Source organism: Spirosoma harenae (assembly GCF_054776975.1).
Genome location: NZ_BAAHBD010000019.1, coordinates 1 through 21,893, shown reverse-complemented (window position 1 = coordinate 21,893; position 21,893 = coordinate 1). Strand labels below are relative to the sequence as shown.

Here is a 21,893-nt window from a genome sequence, read left to right as displayed (position 1 = left end):
TAGAAGGTGAGCGAACAGATTAGAAAACAATGCCGAACTGAAAGCCAACCGTTGCCGATGTGGGGCGGTCGTTGCCGAAACGAATCGGAAGAGGCACCGCTACGAAATAGTTGAGCGTTTGACCATGCCGGACGATTTTGTTGAACACGGGCGTCACGCCGTACCGACCCGACGTTTCAAACGCCAGCCGTCCAGCAAACGTGAAATCATGTCCCAGATTGACCAGCACGCCCGGATGAAACAGCACATTGGCTACGCGGCTCGTGCCATCCTGCGCCCGGATCAAAGGCACAACTTCGACCGAGAAGCCGATTTGCTTGGTCTTCCATAAATTGAGGCCAATAGGAAAACCGACGAGATAATAATGGCTAAAGTTCGTCTCAGAACCATGCTCATCAACGGTCACCAACGGATGAAGAACGCCGAGATAGCCAACCAGGCGGGGATAGGTTGGTGAAGGTGGTGCGGATGGCGTTTGGGCAAAAACACCATTTCCATGTAGGCACAAAAGCAGTGCCATAAAGAGAAATGCAGTAGGATAATCAAGCAACCCGCTCTTGGCTGATTTCGGGCTGTAATGAATTCGGTTCATCAATGACGTATCAGTTTTTAACGCAAGGATACGCCGATGACCAGCCCCGAAATAGAATGAATTTAACCTTTTGTATCTGCTTTACCTTTTGCCCTTTTTTTTCGGTAATCAGACGGATTTCGTCCAATCTGTTTTTTGAAAATACGGGTGAAATGGCTCTGGTCAGAGAAGCCGGTTAGATAGGCGATTTCGGTCAGGTTGTAGGCCGTATTTTCCAGTAATTGGATGGCCTTCTCGATCCGCAGCTTACGGATGTACTCACCGAAGGATAAATCATCAAAATAGCGAGCAAAGGTGCGTGAAACATACGCCGGATTCACGTCCAGGCTTTCCGATAATTCGGTCAAACTGAGCCGGTACGCCGGTGCGATCAGATTGGTATCAATCTGGTCTTGAATCAGCTCTTTCAACCCATCAACCCAGGCGGGCGGCTTCCGATTGCCCGTTGGTTTGAGATACGTATGCAGCACCTGCAACAAGAGCCGTTCGGTGGGACTTTGGGTGTGTTTGACGGTTTGAAGGTATTTTGCCCAGCTATAAAGCGCATCATAAACGACCATACCATGCGCCAATAATTCCTGGTCATCGGTGATATTAAACGCCAACCCCGCTGAGATGGCCCACAGGCCCGCCGATTGAGCCGCTACCGTATGATCGTCGGTATCCGCTCCGCGAATAATGGGGGCAATGGCCAACAAAGCTGGATCAGTGAGCGCATGTTTTTGTAAGAAGTAGTCGAAGGTGCAGCGATCTTCATAATGGGTGTATTCGACAGCGGGCACATCAAAGGGAATCGCGTCTAACGTTTGCGCCTGCTGGATAACCTGATCTTCGGGCACAAAGAGAATTGTCGCTTGTGGATCAATAAATCGTTTGATGAGCCAGGGACAGGCCAGCCGGTCGATTTTCGGACGTTCTCTAGTAATCCAATTCATCGTGCTAACTTACGACAAATGGACTTACTGAATAGCTGGTGAAAGTATTGCAGCCAATCAACTACTTAAAGTATATCACTAAACGCCCCTTTTTTTTACTTCAAAGAAATAGCGATCTTAGCTACTTGCGCCAAAAGGATGACTGTTCATTATCCAACCCTGTTAACGTTGACTAGATTCGCCTATGAATAAGCCGCTATTGGACGTTATTGTGGTTGGCGCGGGGCATGCTGGGATTTGCGTCAGCTATTATCTGACCAAACTTGGAGTCAGCCATCTTGTCTTTGAGCAGGGACAAATCGGGGAATCCTGGCGTTCCCAGCGCTGGGATTCGTTTAAGATGAACTCGGCTAACAAATTGAATCTGCTTCCCCAACAGGAGCCCTATTTTGGTAACCCCGAGGCCTTTACTGGCGCAATTGAATTTGCTTTGGCGCTGGAGACCTATGTACAACAGAAAAATCTGCCGGTCAAAGAATACTGTCCAGTAGTGGCCGTGCATACTGACCAGAAACGGGCTGTTTTTCGCGTTACTGTCTCTCCAGAGGGCAAAGAGACAACCTATTTCAGCCGGCAGCTTGTTATCGCTTCGGGTGGGCAGAATAGGATTCGGCTACCTCATATTGCTCATCACCTACCCAAGTCGGTGGTGCAACTGCACGCCAGTGAATACAAAAATGCTCATCAACTTCCTGACGGAAATGTACTGGTGATAGGGAGTGCCCAATCCGGAACCCAGATCGCCCAGGATTTGCTGCGTTCGGGTCGGAACGTTTTTCTCTCGACGGCCCGGGTTGGCCGGATTCCAAGACGCTACCGGGGCAAAGATATTTTCGACTGGTTGGTTAAGATTGGGTTTTATGATACCCCTACTGACGAAATACGTTCCTCGTCTTTGTTACAGGTCAGAAACCCGCAGGTGTCGGGAGCCGGTGAGCGGGGGAAAACCACGAGCCTACAGTCCCTAGCCAGAAGTGGAGCCGTCATACTGGGCCGAGCGGACCGAGCCCAGGCAAATACTATTTATTTTCAGCCCGATACAGCTTCGAACGTTAGGTATGCTGACGAATTTTCTGGGCATGTGAAACAGCTCATTGATGAGTACATTCAAACGAATAAGGTGTTGGCTCCCCTTGCCGAGATTGACCCGGATGATTTGCCGGATGAAGATGCCTCCTGTGCGTCTGATCTAACTCAACTGAATCTAGTAAAGGAGACAATAACCTCAATCATCTGGACGACCGGGTTTAGGGGCGATTTTAGCTATCTGAAACTGCCCGTGCTCAATGAGGAGAAGTTACCCAGGCACCGAAACGGAGTTGGCGCAGTCAAGGGACTTTATTTTATCGGGCTCCCCTGGTTAAGGAAACGGAAATCGGCGATAATCCTAGGAATCAGAGAAGATGCGGAGTTTATTGTTGATCAGATTGTAAAAAGCAGCGTCCAAGGCAGTAAGTAAAAAAACACGTCCGAAAGAATTCTATCGTTTCCCTTCAGAAGATTGGATCGTTCCATAATGGCTGATCCAGCAATAAATCCTGGTATGCGACGGATACGACGGATAGTCATTGACAGATTGTAGAATAACCCGTCAAATTAAACGCCCGAATTACAGATACTAAAATCACTCGTGTCTCAGGAGGGAGCGTTTTTTGAGAATAGGCTTGTTACCTTTCTCGACAAACGTTACTTATATTTTAGCCTTGGGGGCCACAGCCAGTAAAAGAAGAAAGTCCGCAATCGACAGATCTATCGTTTCCGGTCAATTAGATAATTAACCCCAAGCTGTGCCTGTAATAAGTTGTACTGTCCGTTTATCCCTAATTCGGTAGCGCCAGGTTTGTCTTGCCAAGTAAGCAGTACATCAAGCCTACAGGCCCTGATCACTCGTAGGCTCAGACCCATACCAACATAACGAGATTGAATGGGTCTGTTCTGAATGTCATCCGCTGCAGTCGTACCGGATGGACTAACTTTAGACCGTAGTCCGGAAACAGTCGCTTGCCCAAATTGATACGAGCCTACGACGAACGGAGACAAACGAGTGCGTGTGAATTGATAGCGTATCATAGGACCCACGGAAAGCGCTACGTCCTGAGCAGCCCCAAAGCTTTCCTGACCCCGGCTAGCCGCCAGGCCAATCGCTAGTTTATTGACCACAAAGTAGCCTCCATAGAGGTGAGTAGCCGAATACCGCTCATGGCCGTAGGATCCTTTTGAATACCCTACTTGAAAGCCAGCTAACCAAGCACGGCGTCTAAAGGGCAACGATGGGTCAATAGGTAGATTTAGCCGAGCCGCATCCTGTGCCTGACAGAACCAGCCGTGACAGATCAGATAAAGCAACAGTAGCTTTCTCATATGTAGGATTATCAGGCTATAGCAAGCAAGCTATGGGTCTCCATTATGACTATGGACTTATCTATTGTTGAAGAAGCGGTTATACAATAGCCTAAATACGAAACGTCAGCCTAACTACTGGTTCAGCAAACGCCCGAATTAAGGAACAGCTATTTGCTAAGACAGGATGGAGTTACCCACGATTCTGCTTTGATAATGTCCATTCTGGTAGATCGTCCAAAAAGTTATAGATTACGGATTGCACTTTTACTTTGACCATAGCCGAGGGTCAATCACTAGTGGCTTCTCGTCAATCACACGGATAGATGCATAGCTATTGTGGGCTGGGTGCAATAAGTAGTTGATGCCTGATGGCATCACCGAGGAAGGTACACCCAAGGCTAACACATCTGGCTTAGCTAGCCAATCGGCCACAATGTGCTGACTCCGGTTGTAGGTGTTCTCCTGCCAATAGGGGGGGAGTTGAGCCGCATCTAATACTCGCTGAGTGTTAGGGGGTAACTCCAGACTAAACAACCGGTAAGCGGGTAACTCATCGTAGGGCACTTGAGGCATATGCACTAAGATTTCTACCAAAGCGAGTGCCGGATGTTCTGCTGTATAGAGGATGCCAACACCCGGCGGATTCCACCGGCCTCCATTGAGCCATGTACCGGTAACATCTAGGGGTTGAGCGGCATACTTCTGACGCATCACTCGATAAACAATGGCCATAGCTTATCCGAAGATACCATAGTCAATACGGCCTAGTACCCGGTCTACCAAGGTGTAGCCCGTAACGGTATCCAATGTCTGGAGGGGTGTTTGGTAGTCTAGTTCACGTAAGGGGGAGCGCATCCAGTTGAGGGCAGTTGAAGGGCGCCCTTCATAAGTATCTAGTGCGTGGAGCAGCAAGTTCTCTAGCAGCAGCAGTCGCTCGGAGGCATCCTGACTGATGCGTTGGTCGACTTTCAGCCGATGTAGATAAGACGCTGATAAGCCTAAAGCCATGGCCAATTCTTTGTCGGTTAAGCCAACTAACCTGGCTACGCGGTCCGCTTCCGCTCGTAGCACGCCTTGCCGACTGCGGGCGATAATCTCCTGTTCGGTCATGAGCCGGGGCAACAGAGCTTGATTTGGCGGTAAGAAAGGCAAAGTGATAGCCATAAGAATGAATTTTGTCACTAAGTTAACTATAAAAGTTCATCCGATCAAGTTCTTACAAACTTACAGCAGCAAGAATATAGCAACGTATAGATTTTACTTAACAATTCGACTTACCAACTTTGATCCCCCTTTAAAGAAAGGAATACTATTTGAAAGGATGCAACCAACTGACGATCAATTGCATCTCTTTAAAATAATACATTTCAGCACGTACTTTTGAGGGCGCTTTATCGGGCCATGTAGTTATATGTTATTTGGTTATGCACGCGTTTCCACCCAGGATCAAAACTTATCCCTTCAATTGGATGACCTAAAAAAAGCAGGTTGTCAGAAGATATTTCAAGAGAAAGTGTCTTCAGCTAAGGTACGCCTACAACTTCAGAGGATGCTAGAGGTCCTTCGAGAAGGAGATACAGTCATGGTTTGGAAACTGGATCGCTTAGGCCGGTCCCTAAAAGAGCTATTCACCTTGATCAATGATTTTCAAACCAAAGGGATAGGCTTCCGTAGTTTGAATGACGCTATTGATACTACTACCGCACAGGGTCGTTTAGTCTTCAACCTGTTTGCTTCCTTAGCTGAATTTGAAAGGGATTTAATCCCCGTGAGCGTACCATAGCCGGTTTGGCCGCAGCAAAGGCTAGGGGACGGATAGGCGGCCGTCCGAAAGGACTCTCTACCGAAGCCCAAGCAAAGGCACGGGCCGTTAAGTCTATGAAAGCGCTTAAAACCCATACGATTTTGGAGATCGGTCAGTTGTTTCATTTAAGTCGAGCGACAGTTTACCGGTACTTGGCCTGGCAGGGCGAGAAATAACTGTCGGTTCATGAATTACCCCATTTTAGAGGCAGATGAACGAGCTTCCGTTCGTCTCATTTGGGAGCATTTTGTGAGAATGTACTTTTAAGGATTCCAGGCTTATTTTTTTATCTCTGTCCACTGGTACGCCACCCCGGCTCAATCACAGCGCATAAGGTTGCCGATCCTTTACCACTCGATCATATTACTCAAACATGTTGGCGCTGGCAGGGTTAGTTAGTTACCCACTAGGTTCGCCTAGTGGGTTTTCACAACAAAACCCAATACGACTATGACTAATCAAACAGACAACTCCAGCTTGAATGCGCCTTCGTCAACCCCATCAACCACGATGATGACGGCTATCTTTTCGGATCGACAGGCCGCCGAAACGGCTTACGACGCCTTGTTAGCCCATGGCTTTTCGAACCATGATGTCAACATCGTCATGACCGATGAAACCCGCAAACAGCACTTTGACCACTCTGATGCGGATGATTCCGCCTTAGCCGATAAAACCCTGGAGGGGGCTGGTAAAGGCTCAGCCATTGGGGGTACGGTAGGAGCTGTAGCGGCAGCGATAGCGGCCATTGGCACGACGCTAGCATTGCCAGGGCTGGGCTTACTGGTGGCGGGTCCCTTAGCGGCTGGCTTAGCGGGTGCAGGCGCGGGTGGTCTGGCAGGGGGCTTGATTGGGGCGTTAGTGAATTCAGGTATCCCCGAAGAGACGGCGAAAGACTATGAAACGGGGCTGAAAAGTGGCGGAATTGTGGTGGGGGTGCATCCTCGCAATGAAGCCGATATCCAGTATTTGACCCAGCAGGGCTTTCATTAAGGCTACACTAGTCAGTAGGCAAGTTAGGGTTGTCTGACAAGAGCCAATTGATGGAAAATTTGTTAAGCAAATGCCCCTGCTGACCCTTACCGATCGAATAGTGCAACAGGGGACGTATGTTTATCGACCGCATCGACGATTGATCGATGCGGTTCTTTTTTATCTGTCACCACGAACAACTCATTTAAGGAGCTAATTGATGATCGTCACTTTCATCTCAGTTAGGAGCGTTTTAGGAGATAAATTTAGCAAGGTGCTGGCTTGCTCTTACCTGATAGAATCTAACCGCTTCCGATCCAAAATGGACAACAGTGGTCCAGTAACCGCTTACCTAGCCCTCCATCACCTTGCCAAGTAAACCATCGGTTTGTCAATCAACTTAGTTGGCGATTTGCGTTTGCAATCCCTAGGCGTCCAGTTGACGATTCTTCTAGATAATTTAAACGTGGGGGATTTCAGCCGCATAAATGGGACTATTTGCCTCATGTTTGCAGACTCTATTTACATGTCCATTCCAAAAAATGACTGTATATCAATTAGTTACCTATCATGTAGGCCAATGGCACGTTGTTGGCTTACCTTCTCAATAAGTAGGCAAAAACCAGTAAGGGACAGAAATCCTCTACTGGTTTTTGCCTACCACTAAATTATTCACTCATCATTTATTGCTAACTAATCCTTATGGAACTCTTAATCACTCTTTTGGTCGGGGCCGTGGCCGGATGGCTGGCTGACCTGGTCTTTAAACGCTTTTCACTCTCGTTGCTAGTCGAGATCATTCTGGGTATCGTAGGTGCCTTCGTCGGAGGCTGGCTCTTTGGTACGGCCCTGGGGGCTGATACCGGTATTGTAGGTCGTATCTTAACTGCCTTCGTGGGGGCTTGTATTGTGTTGGGTATTGTCGCCTTGATCAAGGGATCCAGACGCACGATTTAAAACTAGTTAGGAAGTACCATTTTAAGCAGGGTCGGCCAGATGATGGCCGACCCTGCTTGTTATAGAACCTTTGAGCGAATCATGCAACGGTACTCCGTCTATTTGAGGTGGGTATTTTGAGAATGTATAAAATCAAGGGAGAACGGATCAGGAACGGCAATTGGAAGTTTATGACATTATTATATTCATCCTCGAGACTAGAGTTCACGCTCACAGGCACCGCACATCGAGTGTTAGCTGGTCTGTGGGTTGAACAGCGAAATCAGCCAATAACGAATAATTCGTCGTATCAATGGCATAAGGTCGCAGCCAGTGATACAAACCATCGTTTGGGTGAGTTGCCACGAGTAGATAATCGATTCCCTGTTGAGCCATATCTGCCAACAGATCGTTCAAGACTGTAGCATGCTCTGCCTGAAACCCCATTAACAAGCGCATTCGAAGCGTTTGTCCTTCACTGGGAATACGAGTGTGCTGCTGCCCAAATCCGCTTACAAATTTCTTTACGATGCGCAGCCAACTCGCCAGATGCACCACACGGAGTTGGTATACTTTTTCCAGATGCCATACGCCCAGCGTACCGATATAGCGGGTATAATACTCCCTCAATTTCTCCTGACCCGACAACAGGTCGGTTGAAAAAAATGGGGCATTGCGCAATTGGTCAACGGCTGGAGATGAAATTTTGCTCCGTGTGGGCACCGTTAAATAAGTGAAATTATAGAGCGATTTTCCGCCTTCTTTTTTACCTAGTAATAAGGTAGCCAGGTTATTAGCTTTGAAGGTAACAATGGTCTGAGTCAATCCAGTAGGTTGGCTGAATTCGGTTAGAAGCCTCCGAGTTAACAATCCCTGTAAACCCCTATTTCGAAAATCAGGGTGAGTTCGGGCGTCGTAGTGAAACCCAATTTGACGGGGTTCACCATTGAGGTTTATTCTTGTCTCAGCGCAGGCCGATACGCTGACGAGTCGATTATTGATCCAATACGTAAGTTGATCGTAGCGATCAAATACGGCTGAACGGGTAATAAATTGAGGCCGTTCCATAACCATCTGAAGCATTCGACTTCCCTGCGGACAGGCTCGTTCCAGTGCGAGCAAATCGGCTTCAAAAGCAGGTGCGTACGGCAGGATTCCCTTGTTCATAGCACAAACTGATACACTTTATACATTCGGGTTCTCTCCTGAGCCGACACATCCCGTAATTCGGTACACCAGGACGGTTGGCCATCAGATTGAGTCAACCGAAGATCATGTCGCAGGAAACTCCGAATAACGCCTTGAAGATCAATTCCCCCGTAACGAGCGTTTACGTCTGCCAATACCCTCTCAACCGTATCAGCAGAAACAAAACTGAGTAAGTCCGACAGCGACAAAAAAACGGTTCAGGTAGGCAGATTTTCCGTTTGCAGATAGTGGCAGATATCATCCGTAATAAAATGGATGGCTAACGTCTCCTGACGTAGTCGGACCTGAATACGCTCCAGAACGGCAGGCTGCAACGAGGGCGGTAATTGCGGGAGCTCCATGTCTCGCAGATGGCCTTTAAAGATCAGGTGAAACATATAGGAGTCAGCGCAGGCGTCCTGGTCAATTGTTTGTTGCAATGCCTGAGCAATAAGCCGACTATCACAATCAGCAGCCGTAAACGCCGGATCCGTATTACCCGTTATGGAATAAACCCAGGTTTGCGAAAACAGCGCCATGAGTCCACGCCAGCGTCTGTGCGGAAAACCCTTAATAGCACTTGTCGGACTGGTAAAACATAGACCAAAACGAGAGCCTAACAGCATCCTTACTAATGGTCGGAGTGTACGTCGTCAAATGAAAGTGGACAAAAGGGGTGAAAATGAGAAGAGACAATTTCCTAAATTGTTTCACTCAAATCACCTTGGTTATGTCCAATTCAACCCAAAAATCTCCGTCTAGTCGCTCCAAGACGGCTCAAGCAACTTCATCGGAGCGCAAACCAGCGCTATCCATCATCAAAGACATTCAGCGACAAACCCGACGCCAATACACCGCTGAAGAAAAAATACGTATTGTGCTGGAAGGCCTACAAGGCGAACAGTCAGTAGCCGAGATTTGTCGGCGAGAAGGGCTCAATACCAACATTTATTACCGCTGGATCGGACCGCCGAAGCGGTAAAGAGTTTCTAGAAGCAGGGAAAAAGCGATTAGCAGGTGACACAACACGGGAAGCCACCGCTCCCGAAGTGCAGTCCATCAAGTCCGAAAATGAGGCTCTTAAACAGCTGGTAGCCGAACTAAGCTTGGAGAATCGGGTATTAAAAAAAAGCCTTAAGGCCGACGACTAATCCCGATCATCACATGACTCAGTCCGAGAAAATGGCGGCCGCCGCGCGGAGATTATAAGCTTAGTCGAACAGTCACCCCTGAGCGTAAAGGCCACGTTACGGGAACTGGGGATCAACCGAGCTACTTTTTACAGCTGGTATAAGCGTTATTTAAGCGATGGCTTTGATGGCTTGGCCGATCAGCCTTGCCGTCGGACAAGCATCTGGAATCAACTACCAATCGCTGAAAAAAATCGAATTGTTGAGCTAGCTTTAGATCGCCCTGACCTTTCCAGTCGCGAACTGGCTTGCTATATTGTTGATAACGAGCAATGGTTTGTGTCGGAATCGACCGTTTACCGGGTTCTCAAAAGTCGGGGACTAATCACTACCCCTGCTTATCGGTTGATGGAAGCGGCTGACCACTTCTATAATCCTACCACGGCACCCAATCAACTCTGGCAGACCGACTTTACGTACTTCAAGATAAAGAATTGGGGATGGTATTATCTGTCGACAGTGCTGGATGACTACTCTCGCTATATTTTAGCCTGGGAACTCTGTCCAGGCATGCAGGCCACGGACGTGGAGAGAACCGTCCAAGTCGCTCTGAAGGCTAGTAGTTTGGCTGCCGATCAACGGCCTCGCATGTTGTCGGACAATGGCTCAGCTTACGTGTCCCGGTATTTAAAAGACTATCTGAAAGGGGAAAGCATTGAGCATATTCGTAGTGCACCGTTTCATCCCATGACGCAGGGCAAAATCGAGCGGTATCATCGATCGATGAAAAACGTGCTGCTATTAGAGCACTACTATAGTCCGGATGAATTGCGGGAGCGTTTAAGCGAGTGGGTAGAGTATTATAATCACCAACGTTATCATGAATCACTGGAGAATGTACGACCCGCCGATGCGTACTGGGGTCGCCAAGACCAAATTGTAGCTGAGCGTAAAAAAATCAAGCAGCTAACGATGGCCCAACGGCGGAAAAATCATATTTTTCAGCGAGTTCAAAGTGCTTAAAAGTATCTCTTCTCTTTTCACCCGTATCTGTCCACTTTCGGTTGACGATATACAGTTCTACTCGTTTTAAAATGAGGGTTATTTGAGATCGGAAAACTGAAAGTTCCCTTTTTAGTTGAATAGCCAATCTAGTAGGCGAGTTGGGTCGATCTTACTCGTGGTATTCGGTCTTTACCTGAAGTCAGTATGGTCTATTATACCTCGCGAACGACCGATTGAGATCGATCGCTTTCGCCATGAGTGCATCACCTTGACTGTATAGGCTTGCACTCATGGCTGTAAAAAGCGGGATTCGTAAATAACATAGCCTACTGACATAACTTAGTGTAGAGAATGCTTGCACTGGACTTCTCAGGAAACAAACTCGGTGAATACCTGAGCCGTTGGTAGCGAAACTTTACCCCAGGTGAAGAGTAAACACGAAATTACGCCTACCACGTAGAGTGACGAGATTAAAAGAAAGTCAGTTGTGAAATACCAAAAGAGAGCTAGAGGACAGAAAGTTACTTGACAGGCTAGGAGGCCGGTATTTCGATTCTTCACCACTTCTCAAGTAGGATTATTACTGCTTTATTTAAGTTACTATATTTGATTAAAAATAAGCAAAAAGTTGCTCTATAAATACATTCGTTTACTAATAGTTCAGCCAAATGCTGACTACAACGTCTCATTCTCCATTTACTCCGTAGCTCCTCACTAGGACCAAACCGGTTCTGTACTGAGCGATTTGACCATGAAGACTATGGCCCCCTTACCCGATAATGAGTGGCAACGTGTTATTGATCTGGCCGACTACGATTTGGACTTCTCGGCTCTCCAGAATACGTTTAAAGACCTGACCAAACTGGCGGCCAAAGTCACTGGCACTGATATCTCGCTCATTAACCTGATCGATTCCTATACCCAGTGGAGCATTGCCAGTCACGGGCTGGATTTAGTTTCGATGCCCCGGGAAGACTCCGTCTGCCAATACACCATCCTGCAACCCGACAGCCTGGAGGTGAAAGACTTACAACTTGATCAACGTTTTGCTCAACAATGGTATGTCGCCGACGACCCCCATTTGCGCTACTATTTTGGTATCCCTCTCAAATCGAGCCAGGGTACGCACCTGGGCGCGCTTTGCGTACTGGATCCGAAAAACAAAGAACTTGACCCCGAGAAAATAGAGTTACTACACATCATTGCGGCTGAAGTGGTGAGTCGATTAAACATCATCCGCGAAGTGGAGTATCTCAAACGCCAGGCCACTGAACTCGCCGAGTCAAAAAAACGGGTAGCTCATGACATTCGAGGGCCTTTAGGCGGCATTATCAGCATGGCCCAGTTGGTAACCGGCAGCGGGTCTACTATTAAGTTACAGGAGATACTGGAGCTCATCGAGCTGATGCAACACAGCAGCAAATCGCTACTGGACCTGGCTGACGAGATTCTGGTGAATGATGACAAATGGCACCAGCATAAGCAGGACTCGTTAAGCCATGAGGTCTTTCACCAGGCCCGACTAAAAGATATGCTGGAAAAGCTCTATGCACCCCAGGCCCGAGCGAAGGGCATTGATTTGTCGGTTTCGACAGATGCAACTACGGAGTTGCTTCCCTTTTCCCGAAACAAAGTGATGCAGATTGCGGGTAATTTAATTTCCAATGCCATCAAATTCACGCTCCAACAGGGGTGGGTTCGGGTCAGCACTAAGTTAACGGATGAGGGCCCCTACAACCTACTCAGCCTAGTGGTGGAAGATTCTGGTCAGGGGATGACCAGTGAACAGCAAGCGGCTATCTTAAAGGGGAAAGGCTCTTCCAGTCATGGGACCGCCGGGGAGTCAGGCTATGGGTTTGGGCTTCCGTTGGTGAAGCATTTAGTGGAGACCTTAAATGGCCAACTCAGGGTACGCTCAACACCGGGTCAGGGTAGCTGCTTTGAGGTAAGTTTACGCCAGCCCAAATGGCGCTGATCCTGATCAGGGGATGGGCTCAGGGTAAGTCATTGGATGACTCGTATACCCCTGGTTAGCTTGAACAAGTAGTATAATTACGATAAGACATCCGAGCCAGGGAAGCTTTACTAGTGTTTATTTCCATACCTCACCCTCTCCTTGGGGTACATTAGCATTAGCTGACTTTGGGCCAGTTTCGCAACGGCAAAGCGAAAGCTGCGTTGAGTTTGGCCCAAGTGATACCCCCTAGACGCAACTTGAAGTCGACTAGATTGAAACGTATGTAAAATCGAAGTAAGGAATGTTAGTGGAAACACAGCGTAAATTGATACTTCTGCGTAAAGGCCGCTTTAGCGAAGTTGGTCCATATAATTCACTGTGTCTCTATTGAGGGAGGGTTTGAGGTATGGCTTCTTACTTTTCCAGATAAATGGCACTTCACTTTGTGTCGCGTTCCACGTCAGCAGGGACCGCGTCTAGTAAAAGGAAGCAAGTTCAGTTACCAAATGCTAACCAATCAGGACCATGACTAGCCAGAAGCTGCCATAGAAAGATTGAGCGTGTACTTGCACAAAGTCGAACCAATTCATGGCCATGTATAGGCAGTTAGTTGTAGAGGATTCAGTGGACGGGTTTCAGCGAAAAGAACCTGATTTTCAAGTAAATAATAGGATAATTCAGTCATTATTTACTCTTTTTCTAACAATAAATCGAAATAGTTAAATATATACAGTAGTACTTACCCGCTGCTCACTTCCTTTTTAGCTTAAATCCATTTTATACATCCTCTTTTTCATTCTACTCATGATTGACTATGATCAAGCAAGTCAGTACGACTTGCGCTATCTGCGTCTGCTAAACCGCTGGCGGCCCCCCCCCGATCCCGCCGACAAGTGAGCTTGTGGACTTAGCCAGGGCCGAACAGACTAACCAGTCGGAATTAGCCTCAATTAGCCTAGAGCGCATCCGCCATAATCTAGTCGCCCTCATTGCCACTCTCGGGCCCGGCCGAATCTCCGGTCAGCAAATAGCCTTTTTGTCCTCAGTGGCCCACCAGGTGAGTAGTTTTTCCCAGGTTTGCGGCTTGCTGACCGAACTCGATGAGCTGACTCAGCTTGATGAGCGGCTAGAGTAGGGGATTTCATTGACAACGTCCTGTGCGTATCAGGTATTCATCTAGCGTGCTGAAAATCAATAGACTGACCTTTCGACTTTAGCTGCGTTTCGCCTTCGGTGAGATACCTATTCTGTCTAAGGACAGAGCGTTTTACACTAAGTAATTATCTATTAACTTTTTTTGACGTATATAGTTGGTCGTTAGTGGTAATCCTTAAGCAACTGAGTCCTTTCTAATCCATTCTATCCTCTTAAAGCGGTGACCAAACAAGCCATTATCCAAGCAATTCATCAAACCAAGACCCAGTTAAGTCAACTCGATCCCGTTACGCCCGAAGCGACCCATAAGCTCCTCACTGACCTATTGGTCCTACTGCAACAACTTATCCTCCTCACCCCTGAAGAGAGTTTAGTCGATAACGGCCAGGTTCAGGAAGTAGCCTATTATAAAAACGTCTGGCAAGCCCTCTCCCACACCCAGGCCAAAGAAGGCGACCAGGTGGCGTGGGCATATGGACAGGCTCACCAGACCAATGCAGCTCAAAAAAGGCATCCAGCGCTAGAAAAGGCGTTCCGGGCTTTAGTGGCTCAGGTGCATCTGGATACGTTGATTGTGGGTCAACTATAAGTTGATTTCGGCTTGTTTTGCTCTTGAAACCGTTGGGTTCTGAATAGCTCTACCTATAAAAGCCCCTAACCAGTGATGACAGGGGCTTTTTGTTTCTAGCACATATATGGAGTAGACTGTCTAGTTTAGAGGTCACTTCCTGGCCATAGGTAACAAGAATCGCTGACCCCAGTAGAACCGCGACGGCGGACCGTCAGCGATTCATATAATTCATATATGTGCTTACAGGCTGTATGGGCAACCTGCAAGACGGGTAGTATAAACTAAAAATGCGCTGCCTGGTAACTTATTGAGTAAGTGGTATGTCAGGGTTTAGATACCGTTTAAAGCCGGGATATATAGTAGTGACCAGGTGGCTTTCTTCTCTGTATCTGAGAGGAAAAGTTTAAAAAAATAGTAGATGGCCCATAGAATGGCATTATTCTTGGGTAGTCTAAGGTATCGACCTGCTATCCCCATGGTACTCGTATACTTCAACCAGAAACCGATTTACCTGTCTCCTGTTATTGCCGAACGGTTCGGTCTACAAGAAGGAAGTCAGCTGCCGTGCCAGTTGGCTGACCAGATTATTTATGAGAATGCACTCTATTTGTCCAGTCCCAGACATAGGGCAGAAGAGTATGGGTTGGGTGACTGGAGTTAACTTTCACCCTTTACAATCAATTTTTTGCTTTTTCGTTACGTTGAGCTAGCCACGCCACTCCCTTGCCTGCCCTTACTTGATCTAATTTACCGTATCATAAATTGCCCAAACTATAGAGCGTTTTAGGAAATTATTATACACATATGGGTTTGCTATTCGCTGATTGTACCCTCTTTCTCAGGACGCGGTACTCAAGACAATATTCCTTAGTTTTTCTGTCCCGGGGACCGCGTCCAGTAACAGGTAGCAAGTTCAGTCCAGTGTTGATCAGACTGGGTCTGGTAAGCTTGATGCCCGGCTTACCAAATCGACAACGCGGATGAACCTGCCCCCATTTCACCCTTCAATCAACCGGTAAAACGATTCCCGGTAGGTGTCCCCGATCGGAATAACTGATTTGCCCACATAGATCCGGTTACGTTCAATGGATCCGATGCGGTTCAAGGCCACAATATACGATTTATGGACCCGCACAAACTGATGGGTAGGCAGCTTCTCCTCCATCGTTTTCATGGTTTGCAGGGCCAGGATCCGCTCTGTCGTGGTGTAGATGGATACATAGTCCTTGAGCCCTTCGCAGTACTGAATCTCGGCTAAACCAATTCGTTGCAGTCGGTATTCGGTCTTCACAAAAATAAACTCCTTTACGCTCTCAGTCGCTGAAGGAAAAGGTGGTTGACTGTTCGGACCCGTATCGATCGCCTCAGGGAAGGGGTTACCCGGCGCAGCCAGTAATTTCTGCACGGCCCGGTAAAAACGCTCGAAGGAAATCGGCTTGAGCAGGTAATCCACCACATCGTGTTCATAGCCTTCCAGGGCGTACTCCGAATAAGCTGTCGTCAGGATGACCCGGCAGTGGTTACCCTGAGGGCCCCGCTGGACTAACCGCATAAACTGCATGCCCGTTAGTTCGGGCATCTGAATATCCAGAAAGACCACATCCACCTCACCCTGCTGAACTCGTGTCAATGCATCAATGGGGCTGTTGGTGGCGCCAACCAGTTTCAGAAAAGGCACTTTGGTAATGTAATCACTCAGCACCGCGTGGGCTAAGGGTTCGTCATCCACAATTAAACAGCGCATAAAAAGTGGTGTTGTATGTCAGTTGTTTATCCACCGGTTCCTATAAGCTTAGCTCCAGTGAACAGGCATAACTTGTCGGCTCATCGGTAATCCGGAGTTGATGCCGATTGGGATACAGCAGATCCAATCGACGCCGGACATTGGCCAGACCAATGCCCCCACCCGAATCGGTCTGTCGAGTCATTTTTTTATTCAGCGTGTCGAAACGAAGCACTCCCTTTTGCACACTGAGCTCAATCACCAGCGGCTGTTGCGAATCGGTTAGATCCCCATGTTTGAACGCATTCTCTACAAACGAAACCAGCAGCAGCGGTTCGATCCGAAATAAATCGGTATTGCCGGTTACAGTAAATTCCACCTGGGCATCGGCCACCCGCAGTTTTTCCAACTCGACGTAATTCTGAAGGTAAGCCACTTCGTTGGTCAGCAGCACGCCGGAAGGTTTGTTGGAGCCGACTACCGGCTCGCTCCCGTTACTATCATAGAGCATGTAGCGCATTAACTCAGACAATTTGAGAATAGCCCCCGGAGCCGCATCGGATTTGGTATAGGCCAAGGAATAGATATTATTGAGGGTATTGAAGAGAAAATGGGGGTTCACCTGTGATTTAAGAAAGGCCAGCTCGGCCGTATTGCGTTCCCGAAGCAGGACGCTGTGCTGCTGCTGGTGGACGAACCAATCCTCACTAATCTTAAATACCAGGCCAATCAGCACCAGGGGAAAGGCATAGTACAGATTATCTTTTACATAATAGGAAAAAGGCGTATCGGGGAAGTAATTGTGGACACCGAACAGAGCCGGGGCTACTGTTTCGTCCATTAGATACCGTAACCCAATAAAGAAAATAACGCACCCCACCCCACCCAGGACGGCCCAGCCGTACTTTTTTCGACTAAACAAGGGATTTAGCACCACCACGTGGGTGAGGTAGATGGTCAGCCATTGATAGATATCCAGGGCAATGCCAAACTGCCAGAACATCCGATCAGAATCGCGGAAGCGGGCAATATCGAGCGTCAGATAAAGCAGCAAACCGCCCAAATAGAGAAGGCTACGGGTACGATGTTTCATCCTACAAAGTAACAAGTTAAGGCAACCGATTGGCAAATTGGTTCGACCAACGCCCGATTCTGACCGACCAACGGGTTGACGGGTATTGACCACAGTTGGTCGGTACCCATCCGGGTTTGCCGAGGTGTTGAGCGGGTTGGTCGATTTGGCTTGGTGAAGGTAGTATACGGGCTGCACCTTTGCCCCATCCCTACTGCAACAACGCCTAACACCGGATGAAAACCCTACTCGTTTGCCTGATGCTGCTGACTTGCTCAACCGGATGGTCGCAATCGACCCCCGCCAGCCAACCCCTCGACATCCTCTTGATTGGTACCGCCCATCAGTACGGTAAAAATCTGGTCGAACACTTCGACTACCCCCTGAGCAAAGCCCTCGCCTTTCGGCCCGACGCCGTGTTCGGTGAAGATTTAGCGCCCCAGGATTATGATGCCCTGCCCGACTTCTGGAACAAGGCCGCCTTGGAAAAACGGGTAGCCTATATCCGGAGTCATCCCTACCCGGATCCCCAACCAGCTGACCAATTCATTCAGCAAACCTACGCCTTGCTTCGCAAGCGGCCCGATTCCCACCAGGAGCGCATGAGATTAGCCCGCGCACTCTTCCTGATCCATGATTTTGGCAACGCTCGTTACCAGCTTTACCAGCTCGACAAATTCCAATCGAGCTTCGACAGCCAACATCATACCGCCTACCGGGCGATTCTAGGCGAGCCTGATTCGCTGTATCGCTCTCGCTCCAGCGAGTACCACAACATCTTTTTTCCGCTGCTGGATCAATTAAAGCAGGACCGGATTCTACCCATGGATTCGCAGCAGTATGATTTGCGCTGGCAGGCCGCCTGGAATTCGCTGTCGGATAAACTGGAGAGGGCCGTTGCCGCAGAAAAAGACTCCAATTCGGCCAATTACCGCGTGTGGACATCCTTTCTACAGTGGCAGCACACGTTTCGATTGGCTGAAGACCAGATCCAGCAGGCTGGTCAGACGACCCGCAGTAGCAATACTGATTTATACAGCGCCCGCGTCGATTCAGTTAACTTCGGTGGTGATCGACTCCTGCAGCATCTGAGCGGCTTCCCGGCAGCCGAAGCCGCTCAAATGCGCCACTATTGGCAATTGCGCAATGAAGCCATGTGTCAGAATATAGTCAATCGCGCCCGTGCCATCAAGGCCAGGCGTGTGGTGGTGGGCGTTGGTTCTGCGCATCGTAAAACGATGATTGATATCCTACGGGCAATGCCTAACGTGACGGTGTACACCCTGAACGAATACCAACCCGAACGGCCAGCCCAGAAATAGGAATGGATTGCGTAGTCTATGTCGTATCCTAAACACCCTTATTCTATGTTCCTGTTTGACACCCTTAAAAAACTACTGATTGACCCACCGATTCGTTCGGCTTATACCAGCTCGACAGCACCTACAGTGGTTCAGTTGTCTACCGACCCCGTACCCGGAACGGAACGAATAGCCATTCCACCTATCCCTAAAGCGGATGGTTGTCCGCTGACCATCCTACTCCACCACCCCGATGGCCATCAGACGGAATTCATCGCTCCCCATGAGCTAAAAGCCTGGTTGCCGCTACAAGCGGGTAAACTCAGTTTTTGGTGTGAAGCATTGGCCCAATCACCCAATGGCGTTCAGTACGAACTTACCCTTATCTAAACGTTCAATTTTTTCACATTTATTTACGAAAGCCATGCAAATGACTCGAAGTTCTTTTGTTCTCTTATGCTCGTTAGTGGCCCTAGCCGCCTGCAGTAAAAAAACCGATGACCTTACGCCTGACGCTGGCGCTGAGGTGGCCGGAGTTTACGCCGTTACCCAGCTTCGTGCTGACGATGGGAAGACCTACAGTATTCAGACAGGCTATTCCAAAACGATGGAAGTCGTCCGACTATCTGAAACCTCCGTTGATGTAACGCTAGAATTTAATGAGCCGAATAAAACGCCCAACCGGGTGCATGTAACCGACCCCGTAACCCTAAAACGATCCGGACAACTGATTACTCTGCATGCCCCTTCGGGTGCTCAGGTGGGGGAATACTCGGCTAAAATCCTGCAACTAAAATTCACGGAAAACGGTCAGCAAGGTACCATGATCGGGACTAAACCCTAAGCGGCTGAACGCATTCTTTGTTTACTTCCTCATTTTGCTTACCTGGCGGGGAGTAGATTCTGCCGCTTCGGCTGGCTTTCATGGCCCAGAACGGGTCGTTGTCACGAAAGCCAGCCACCTGGGTATTTCAGCGTTCCCCAACCCTTTACTAAGGAGGTCAAGATGACTACCTGTCCGAATTGTACCTAGAAACTCGTTTACTCATTTCAGTATTGTCCACAGCGTATGTTTCTAACTAGACCGCGGTGGCGGGCCACTTGACAGATATTAAAACAAGTCATTTCTTGAAACACCCGAATTATGGATACCCCCTTGTCTCAGGTGGGAGGGTATTTTAAGACTATAAGCCTGTGGTCTGAAAAAACTGTCAGCCAAGCTGAGTCCAACATAAAAAATTCTCCTACGTGATCACCCTTAAGATTCTAGTTGTTTATCAAAATAGATTGCGGCTGAGTTGCCGTTTCATACGGATCATATTTAACAACTAAGTTACTGATTCGTTAGTAATTGAGCCTGTATACCGAATTGGAGACTAATGCCTGCATCGTAGATCAACTGGAAAGCATGGACGACAGTATTACTAGGAATATTGACTTGGTGCTTCAAATATAAGAGATCCGTACTAGTAGGAACTCGGTTGCCTGACCAGACCGTTGGATCGAGCCAATTACCTGATTTGATAGTGAACATTGATCCATTACCAGCTATTTGTACAGTATATACGTCTTGAACACAGTTTTTACTGTCGCGTACAACAAACGTCTGACTCGAAGCGGGTGATACTACAATTGAGCGCGTCGAAGCTGTAAACGACGCACTGCTAGGGCTGCTCCATTGATAATCACTAATGAACGAGGCTGTCAGAGAAACAGATTGCCCAGCCGTAAGCGTTACGCTTTGTGCCTTGTCTACATCTTTCATAATCGTGAATTGATCGGTGATGGTATACGAGCCTGGCATATTTTCTACATTTTGTAAAAACTTGCCATCGAGCCGATTATCTTCCACCTCCATATAAAAAGAGCCACCAAGTCGTTTCTCATTCTTTATCATCACTGGGTGATCGCCTAGATTTTTGGCTACTACCGTATTATATTCCAAGGCACCTGACGATCCTGATACGATGTAGACAGTCCCCTGCTTTTTTTTCTCCGATGTATTTTTATACGGGCACGACACCGACGAACCATCGTACCTCCCAGAGCTTTCATCGCCTGGAAAACGATAGCTGGTTTCGTGACCGGGATAATCAGTCATGGGTCCATATTGATCGTGTAGTGGATACGACCGTTCATAGATGTGGTCGTGGCCCGTCAAGACAACATCAACACCCAGCCGTTCCAAAATAGGGTTAATGAAACCCCGTATTTTGATTAAGTCCGTTTCGGTTTCCGAATCGTGTGTCCCCCGCGTATATGGAGGATGGTGCATATACACAATCTTCCATTTCTGGGATGTAGCGGCTAAATCCTGCTTCAACCAGATTGCCTGTGGGTGATTGACGGTATCTTCATAGAACCGTTTTTCTACCCCGCCGATATTTCGTGTCCCATAAGTATCCAGCATCACATAGTGAACAGGTCCATAGTCGAACGAATACCATTCTTCTGTAGTAGAGGCTACTCCTCCTCCTTGAGCAGCGCTTGGAAAGGTGAACATCGAGTAATAGTCGATGTCGTGGGCAGCCCGGCGGTCGAAGTTGGGATTGGGCGGAGGATAGCGAACATAATCTAAGTAATCATGATTACCGGGCACAGCATATAACATACTGTTTTTCAACAAACTGCTCCTATAAGGTTCAAAAAAATTAGTCTGATACTGGCTATCATGACCGTCATAGGAATTATCGCCGATCAGCATCCAAAGATCAGTGGGGTTGCTACCTCGGAAGTTGATGAATGCATCCCGGACATACGCCTGATTAGTAGCCAGGTTAGTACCACAATCCCCGAAAGAGGCAATCCTGATTTTACGTTTACTACTTGACGGGGGAGCCGTCAGAAAATAATTAGTCGGGCCTTGTTCCAGCACAGTAGCCGTCGTTCCGACAGCGTAAAAATATTGCTGATCGGCGTTTAATGTCGTCAGTCGAATTTCGTGTTCAGTGGTACTGGTCGGCTCATCGACAAAACCAGTTAAGCTACTAACTGACAAGCCATAACTCACTCGACCCACCACAGGTACGTTCGTGCGCCAGCGGATGGTTACCGCCGAAGAGGTTCCCATTTGCAAATAAGGTCCACGCGTTATTGTCGTAGCACTCTGCTGTAGTTCCATGTTGAAGCGAATATCTGAACTAGTCGCATTGATCTGATGGATTTCAACCGCAATCAGATTCTGTCCCTCCTGAAGCCAACTGGCCTGG

22 protein-coding genes and 1 pseudogene are annotated in these 21,893 nt (G+C 48.1%); 12 read left to right on the top strand and 11 right to left on the bottom strand.

Annotated features, from left to right (window positions below; genetic code table 11):
• Window positions 1–19: 19 nt before the first annotated feature.
• Complete coding sequence (locus ACYVE4_RS22150; RefSeq protein WP_461042431.1) at window positions 20–592, bottom strand: hypothetical protein; 573 nt, start codon at window positions 590–592, stop codon at window positions 20–22.
• A 62-nt stretch (window positions 593–654) separates the two neighbouring features.
• Window positions 655–1,527, bottom strand: coding sequence for a chromate resistance protein ChrB domain-containing protein (locus tag ACYVE4_RS22145; RefSeq protein WP_461042430.1), 873 nt, complete (start codon window positions 1,525–1,527; stop codon window positions 655–657).
• A gap of 184 nt (window positions 1,528–1,711) precedes the next feature.
• Here ACYVE4_RS22145 and ACYVE4_RS22140 point away from each other — a divergent pair, with 184 nt between their 5' ends.
• A complete protein-coding gene (locus ACYVE4_RS22140; RefSeq protein WP_461042429.1) occupies window positions 1,712–2,986 on the top strand; it encodes a flavin-containing monooxygenase in 1,275 nt (424 codons plus the stop codon).
• 290 nt (window positions 2,987–3,276) lie between these two features.
• On the opposite strand, the gene ACYVE4_RS22135 is transcribed toward ACYVE4_RS22140, so the two are convergent.
• From ACYVE4_RS22135 to ACYVE4_RS22125, 3 genes are all read right to left on the bottom strand, one after another.
• A complete protein-coding gene (locus ACYVE4_RS22135; protein WP_461042428.1) occupies window positions 3,277–3,888 on the bottom strand; it encodes a hypothetical protein in 612 nt (203 codons plus the stop codon).
• A 246-nt stretch (window positions 3,889–4,134) separates the two neighbouring features.
• Window positions 4,135–4,602 carry an RES family NAD+ phosphorylase gene (locus ACYVE4_RS22130; RefSeq protein WP_461042427.1) on the bottom strand — a complete coding sequence of 156 codons (468 nt, stop codon included), beginning with the start codon at window positions 4,600–4,602 and terminating at the stop codon, window positions 4,135–4,137.
• 3 nt (window positions 4,603–4,605) lie between these two features.
• Entirely contained in the window at window positions 4,606–5,034 is a 429-nt protein-coding gene (locus tag ACYVE4_RS22125; protein ID WP_461042426.1) for an antitoxin Xre/MbcA/ParS toxin-binding domain-containing protein, read from the bottom strand.
• 247 nt (window positions 5,035–5,281) lie between these two features.
• On the opposite strand from ACYVE4_RS22125, the gene ACYVE4_RS22120 reads away from it, so the two are divergent.
• From ACYVE4_RS22120 to ACYVE4_RS22110, 3 genes are all read left to right on the top strand, one after another.
• On the top strand, window positions 5,282–5,653 hold the full coding sequence (locus ACYVE4_RS22120; RefSeq protein ID WP_461042425.1) for a recombinase family protein: 372 nt from the start codon (window positions 5,282–5,284) through the stop codon (window positions 5,651–5,653).
• A 471-nt stretch (window positions 5,654–6,124) separates the two neighbouring features.
• Entirely contained in the window at window positions 6,125–6,667 is a 543-nt protein-coding gene (locus tag ACYVE4_RS22115; protein ID WP_461042424.1) for a hypothetical protein, read from the top strand.
• A gap of 681 nt (window positions 6,668–7,348) precedes the next feature.
• A complete protein-coding gene (locus tag ACYVE4_RS22110; protein WP_461042423.1) occupies window positions 7,349–7,603 on the top strand; it encodes a GlsB/YeaQ/YmgE family stress response membrane protein in 255 nt (84 codons plus the stop codon).
• 210 nt (window positions 7,604–7,813) lie between these two features.
• Here the strand turns inward: ACYVE4_RS22110 and ACYVE4_RS22105 are convergent, their stop codons facing one another.
• From ACYVE4_RS22105 to ACYVE4_RS22095, 3 genes are read right to left on the bottom strand one after another with little or no spacing between them, the layout of a single operon-like run.
• Window positions 7,814–8,749: a hypothetical protein gene (locus tag ACYVE4_RS22105; protein ID WP_461042422.1), complete on the bottom strand. Its 936-nt coding sequence runs from the start codon at window positions 8,747–8,749 to the stop codon at window positions 7,814–7,816.
• On the bottom strand, window positions 8,746–8,979 hold the full coding sequence (locus ACYVE4_RS22100) for a hypothetical protein (protein WP_461042421.1): 234 nt from the start codon (window positions 8,977–8,979) through the stop codon (window positions 8,746–8,748). Before ACYVE4_RS22100 ends, ACYVE4_RS22105 begins: the two co-directional genes overlap by 4 nt.
• Window positions 8,980–8,988: 9 nt before the next feature.
• Window positions 8,989–9,309 (bottom strand): hypothetical protein, encoded by a 321-nt coding sequence (locus ACYVE4_RS22095; protein WP_461042420.1) that lies wholly within the window; start codon window positions 9,307–9,309, stop codon window positions 8,989–8,991.
• A gap of 191 nt (window positions 9,310–9,500) precedes the next feature.
• Between ACYVE4_RS22095 and ACYVE4_RS22090 the strand changes: the two are divergent.
• The 5 genes and pseudogenes from ACYVE4_RS22090 (at window position 9,501) to ACYVE4_RS22070 (ending at window position 15,249) form a co-directional block, all read left to right on the top strand.
• Window positions 9,501–10,923: pseudogene (locus ACYVE4_RS22090) on the top strand (IS3 family transposase).
• A 733-nt stretch (window positions 10,924–11,656) separates the two neighbouring features.
• A complete protein-coding gene (locus ACYVE4_RS22085) occupies window positions 11,657–12,880 on the top strand; it encodes a GAF domain-containing sensor histidine kinase (RefSeq protein ID WP_461042419.1) in 1,224 nt (407 codons plus the stop codon).
• An 883-nt stretch (window positions 12,881–13,763) separates the two neighbouring features.
• A complete protein-coding gene (locus ACYVE4_RS22080) occupies window positions 13,764–13,997 on the top strand; it encodes a hypothetical protein (protein WP_461042418.1) in 234 nt (77 codons plus the stop codon).
• A gap of 240 nt (window positions 13,998–14,237) precedes the next feature.
• Entirely contained in the window at window positions 14,238–14,606 is a 369-nt protein-coding gene (locus ACYVE4_RS22075) for a hypothetical protein (protein ID WP_461042416.1), read from the top strand.
• Window positions 14,607–15,063: 457 nt separating this feature from the next.
• Window positions 15,064–15,249, top strand: coding sequence for a hypothetical protein (locus tag ACYVE4_RS22070; protein ID WP_461042415.1), 186 nt, complete (start codon window positions 15,064–15,066; stop codon window positions 15,247–15,249).
• 336 nt (window positions 15,250–15,585) lie between these two features.
• Here ACYVE4_RS22070 and ACYVE4_RS22065 read toward each other — a convergent pair whose 3' ends face one another.
• Window positions 15,586–16,332 (bottom strand): LytR/AlgR family response regulator transcription factor, encoded by a 747-nt coding sequence (locus tag ACYVE4_RS22065; protein WP_461042414.1) that lies wholly within the window; start codon window positions 16,330–16,332, stop codon window positions 15,586–15,588.
• Window positions 16,333–16,372: 40 nt separating this feature from the next.
• The gene (locus ACYVE4_RS22060) at window positions 16,373–17,404 is read right to left on the bottom strand and encodes a sensor histidine kinase (RefSeq protein WP_461042413.1); all 1,032 of its coding nucleotides are present in this window, start codon (window positions 17,402–17,404) and stop codon (window positions 16,373–16,375) included.
• A 215-nt stretch (window positions 17,405–17,619) separates the two neighbouring features.
• Between ACYVE4_RS22060 and ACYVE4_RS22055 the strand changes: the two genes are divergently transcribed.
• From ACYVE4_RS22055 to ACYVE4_RS22045, 3 genes are read left to right on the top strand one after another with little or no spacing between them, the layout of a single operon-like run.
• Window positions 17,620–18,705, top strand: a complete 1,086-nt coding sequence (locus tag ACYVE4_RS22055; protein ID WP_461042412.1) for a DUF5694 domain-containing protein — start codon at window positions 17,620–17,622, stop codon at window positions 18,703–18,705.
• Window positions 18,706–18,750: 45 nt separating this feature from the next.
• Window positions 18,751–19,074 (top strand): hypothetical protein, encoded by a 324-nt coding sequence (locus tag ACYVE4_RS22050; protein WP_461042411.1) that lies wholly within the window; start codon window positions 18,751–18,753, stop codon window positions 19,072–19,074.
• A gap of 40 nt (window positions 19,075–19,114) precedes the next feature.
• A complete protein-coding gene (locus ACYVE4_RS22045) occupies window positions 19,115–19,528 on the top strand; it encodes a hypothetical protein (RefSeq protein ID WP_461042410.1) in 414 nt (137 codons plus the stop codon).
• Between the two features lie 489 nt (window positions 19,529–20,017).
• Here the strand turns inward: ACYVE4_RS22045 and ACYVE4_RS22040 are convergent.
• Window positions 20,018–21,893: metallophosphoesterase family protein (locus ACYVE4_RS22040; RefSeq protein WP_461042409.1), on the bottom strand; the 1,876-nt coding region annotated here is incomplete at its 5' end.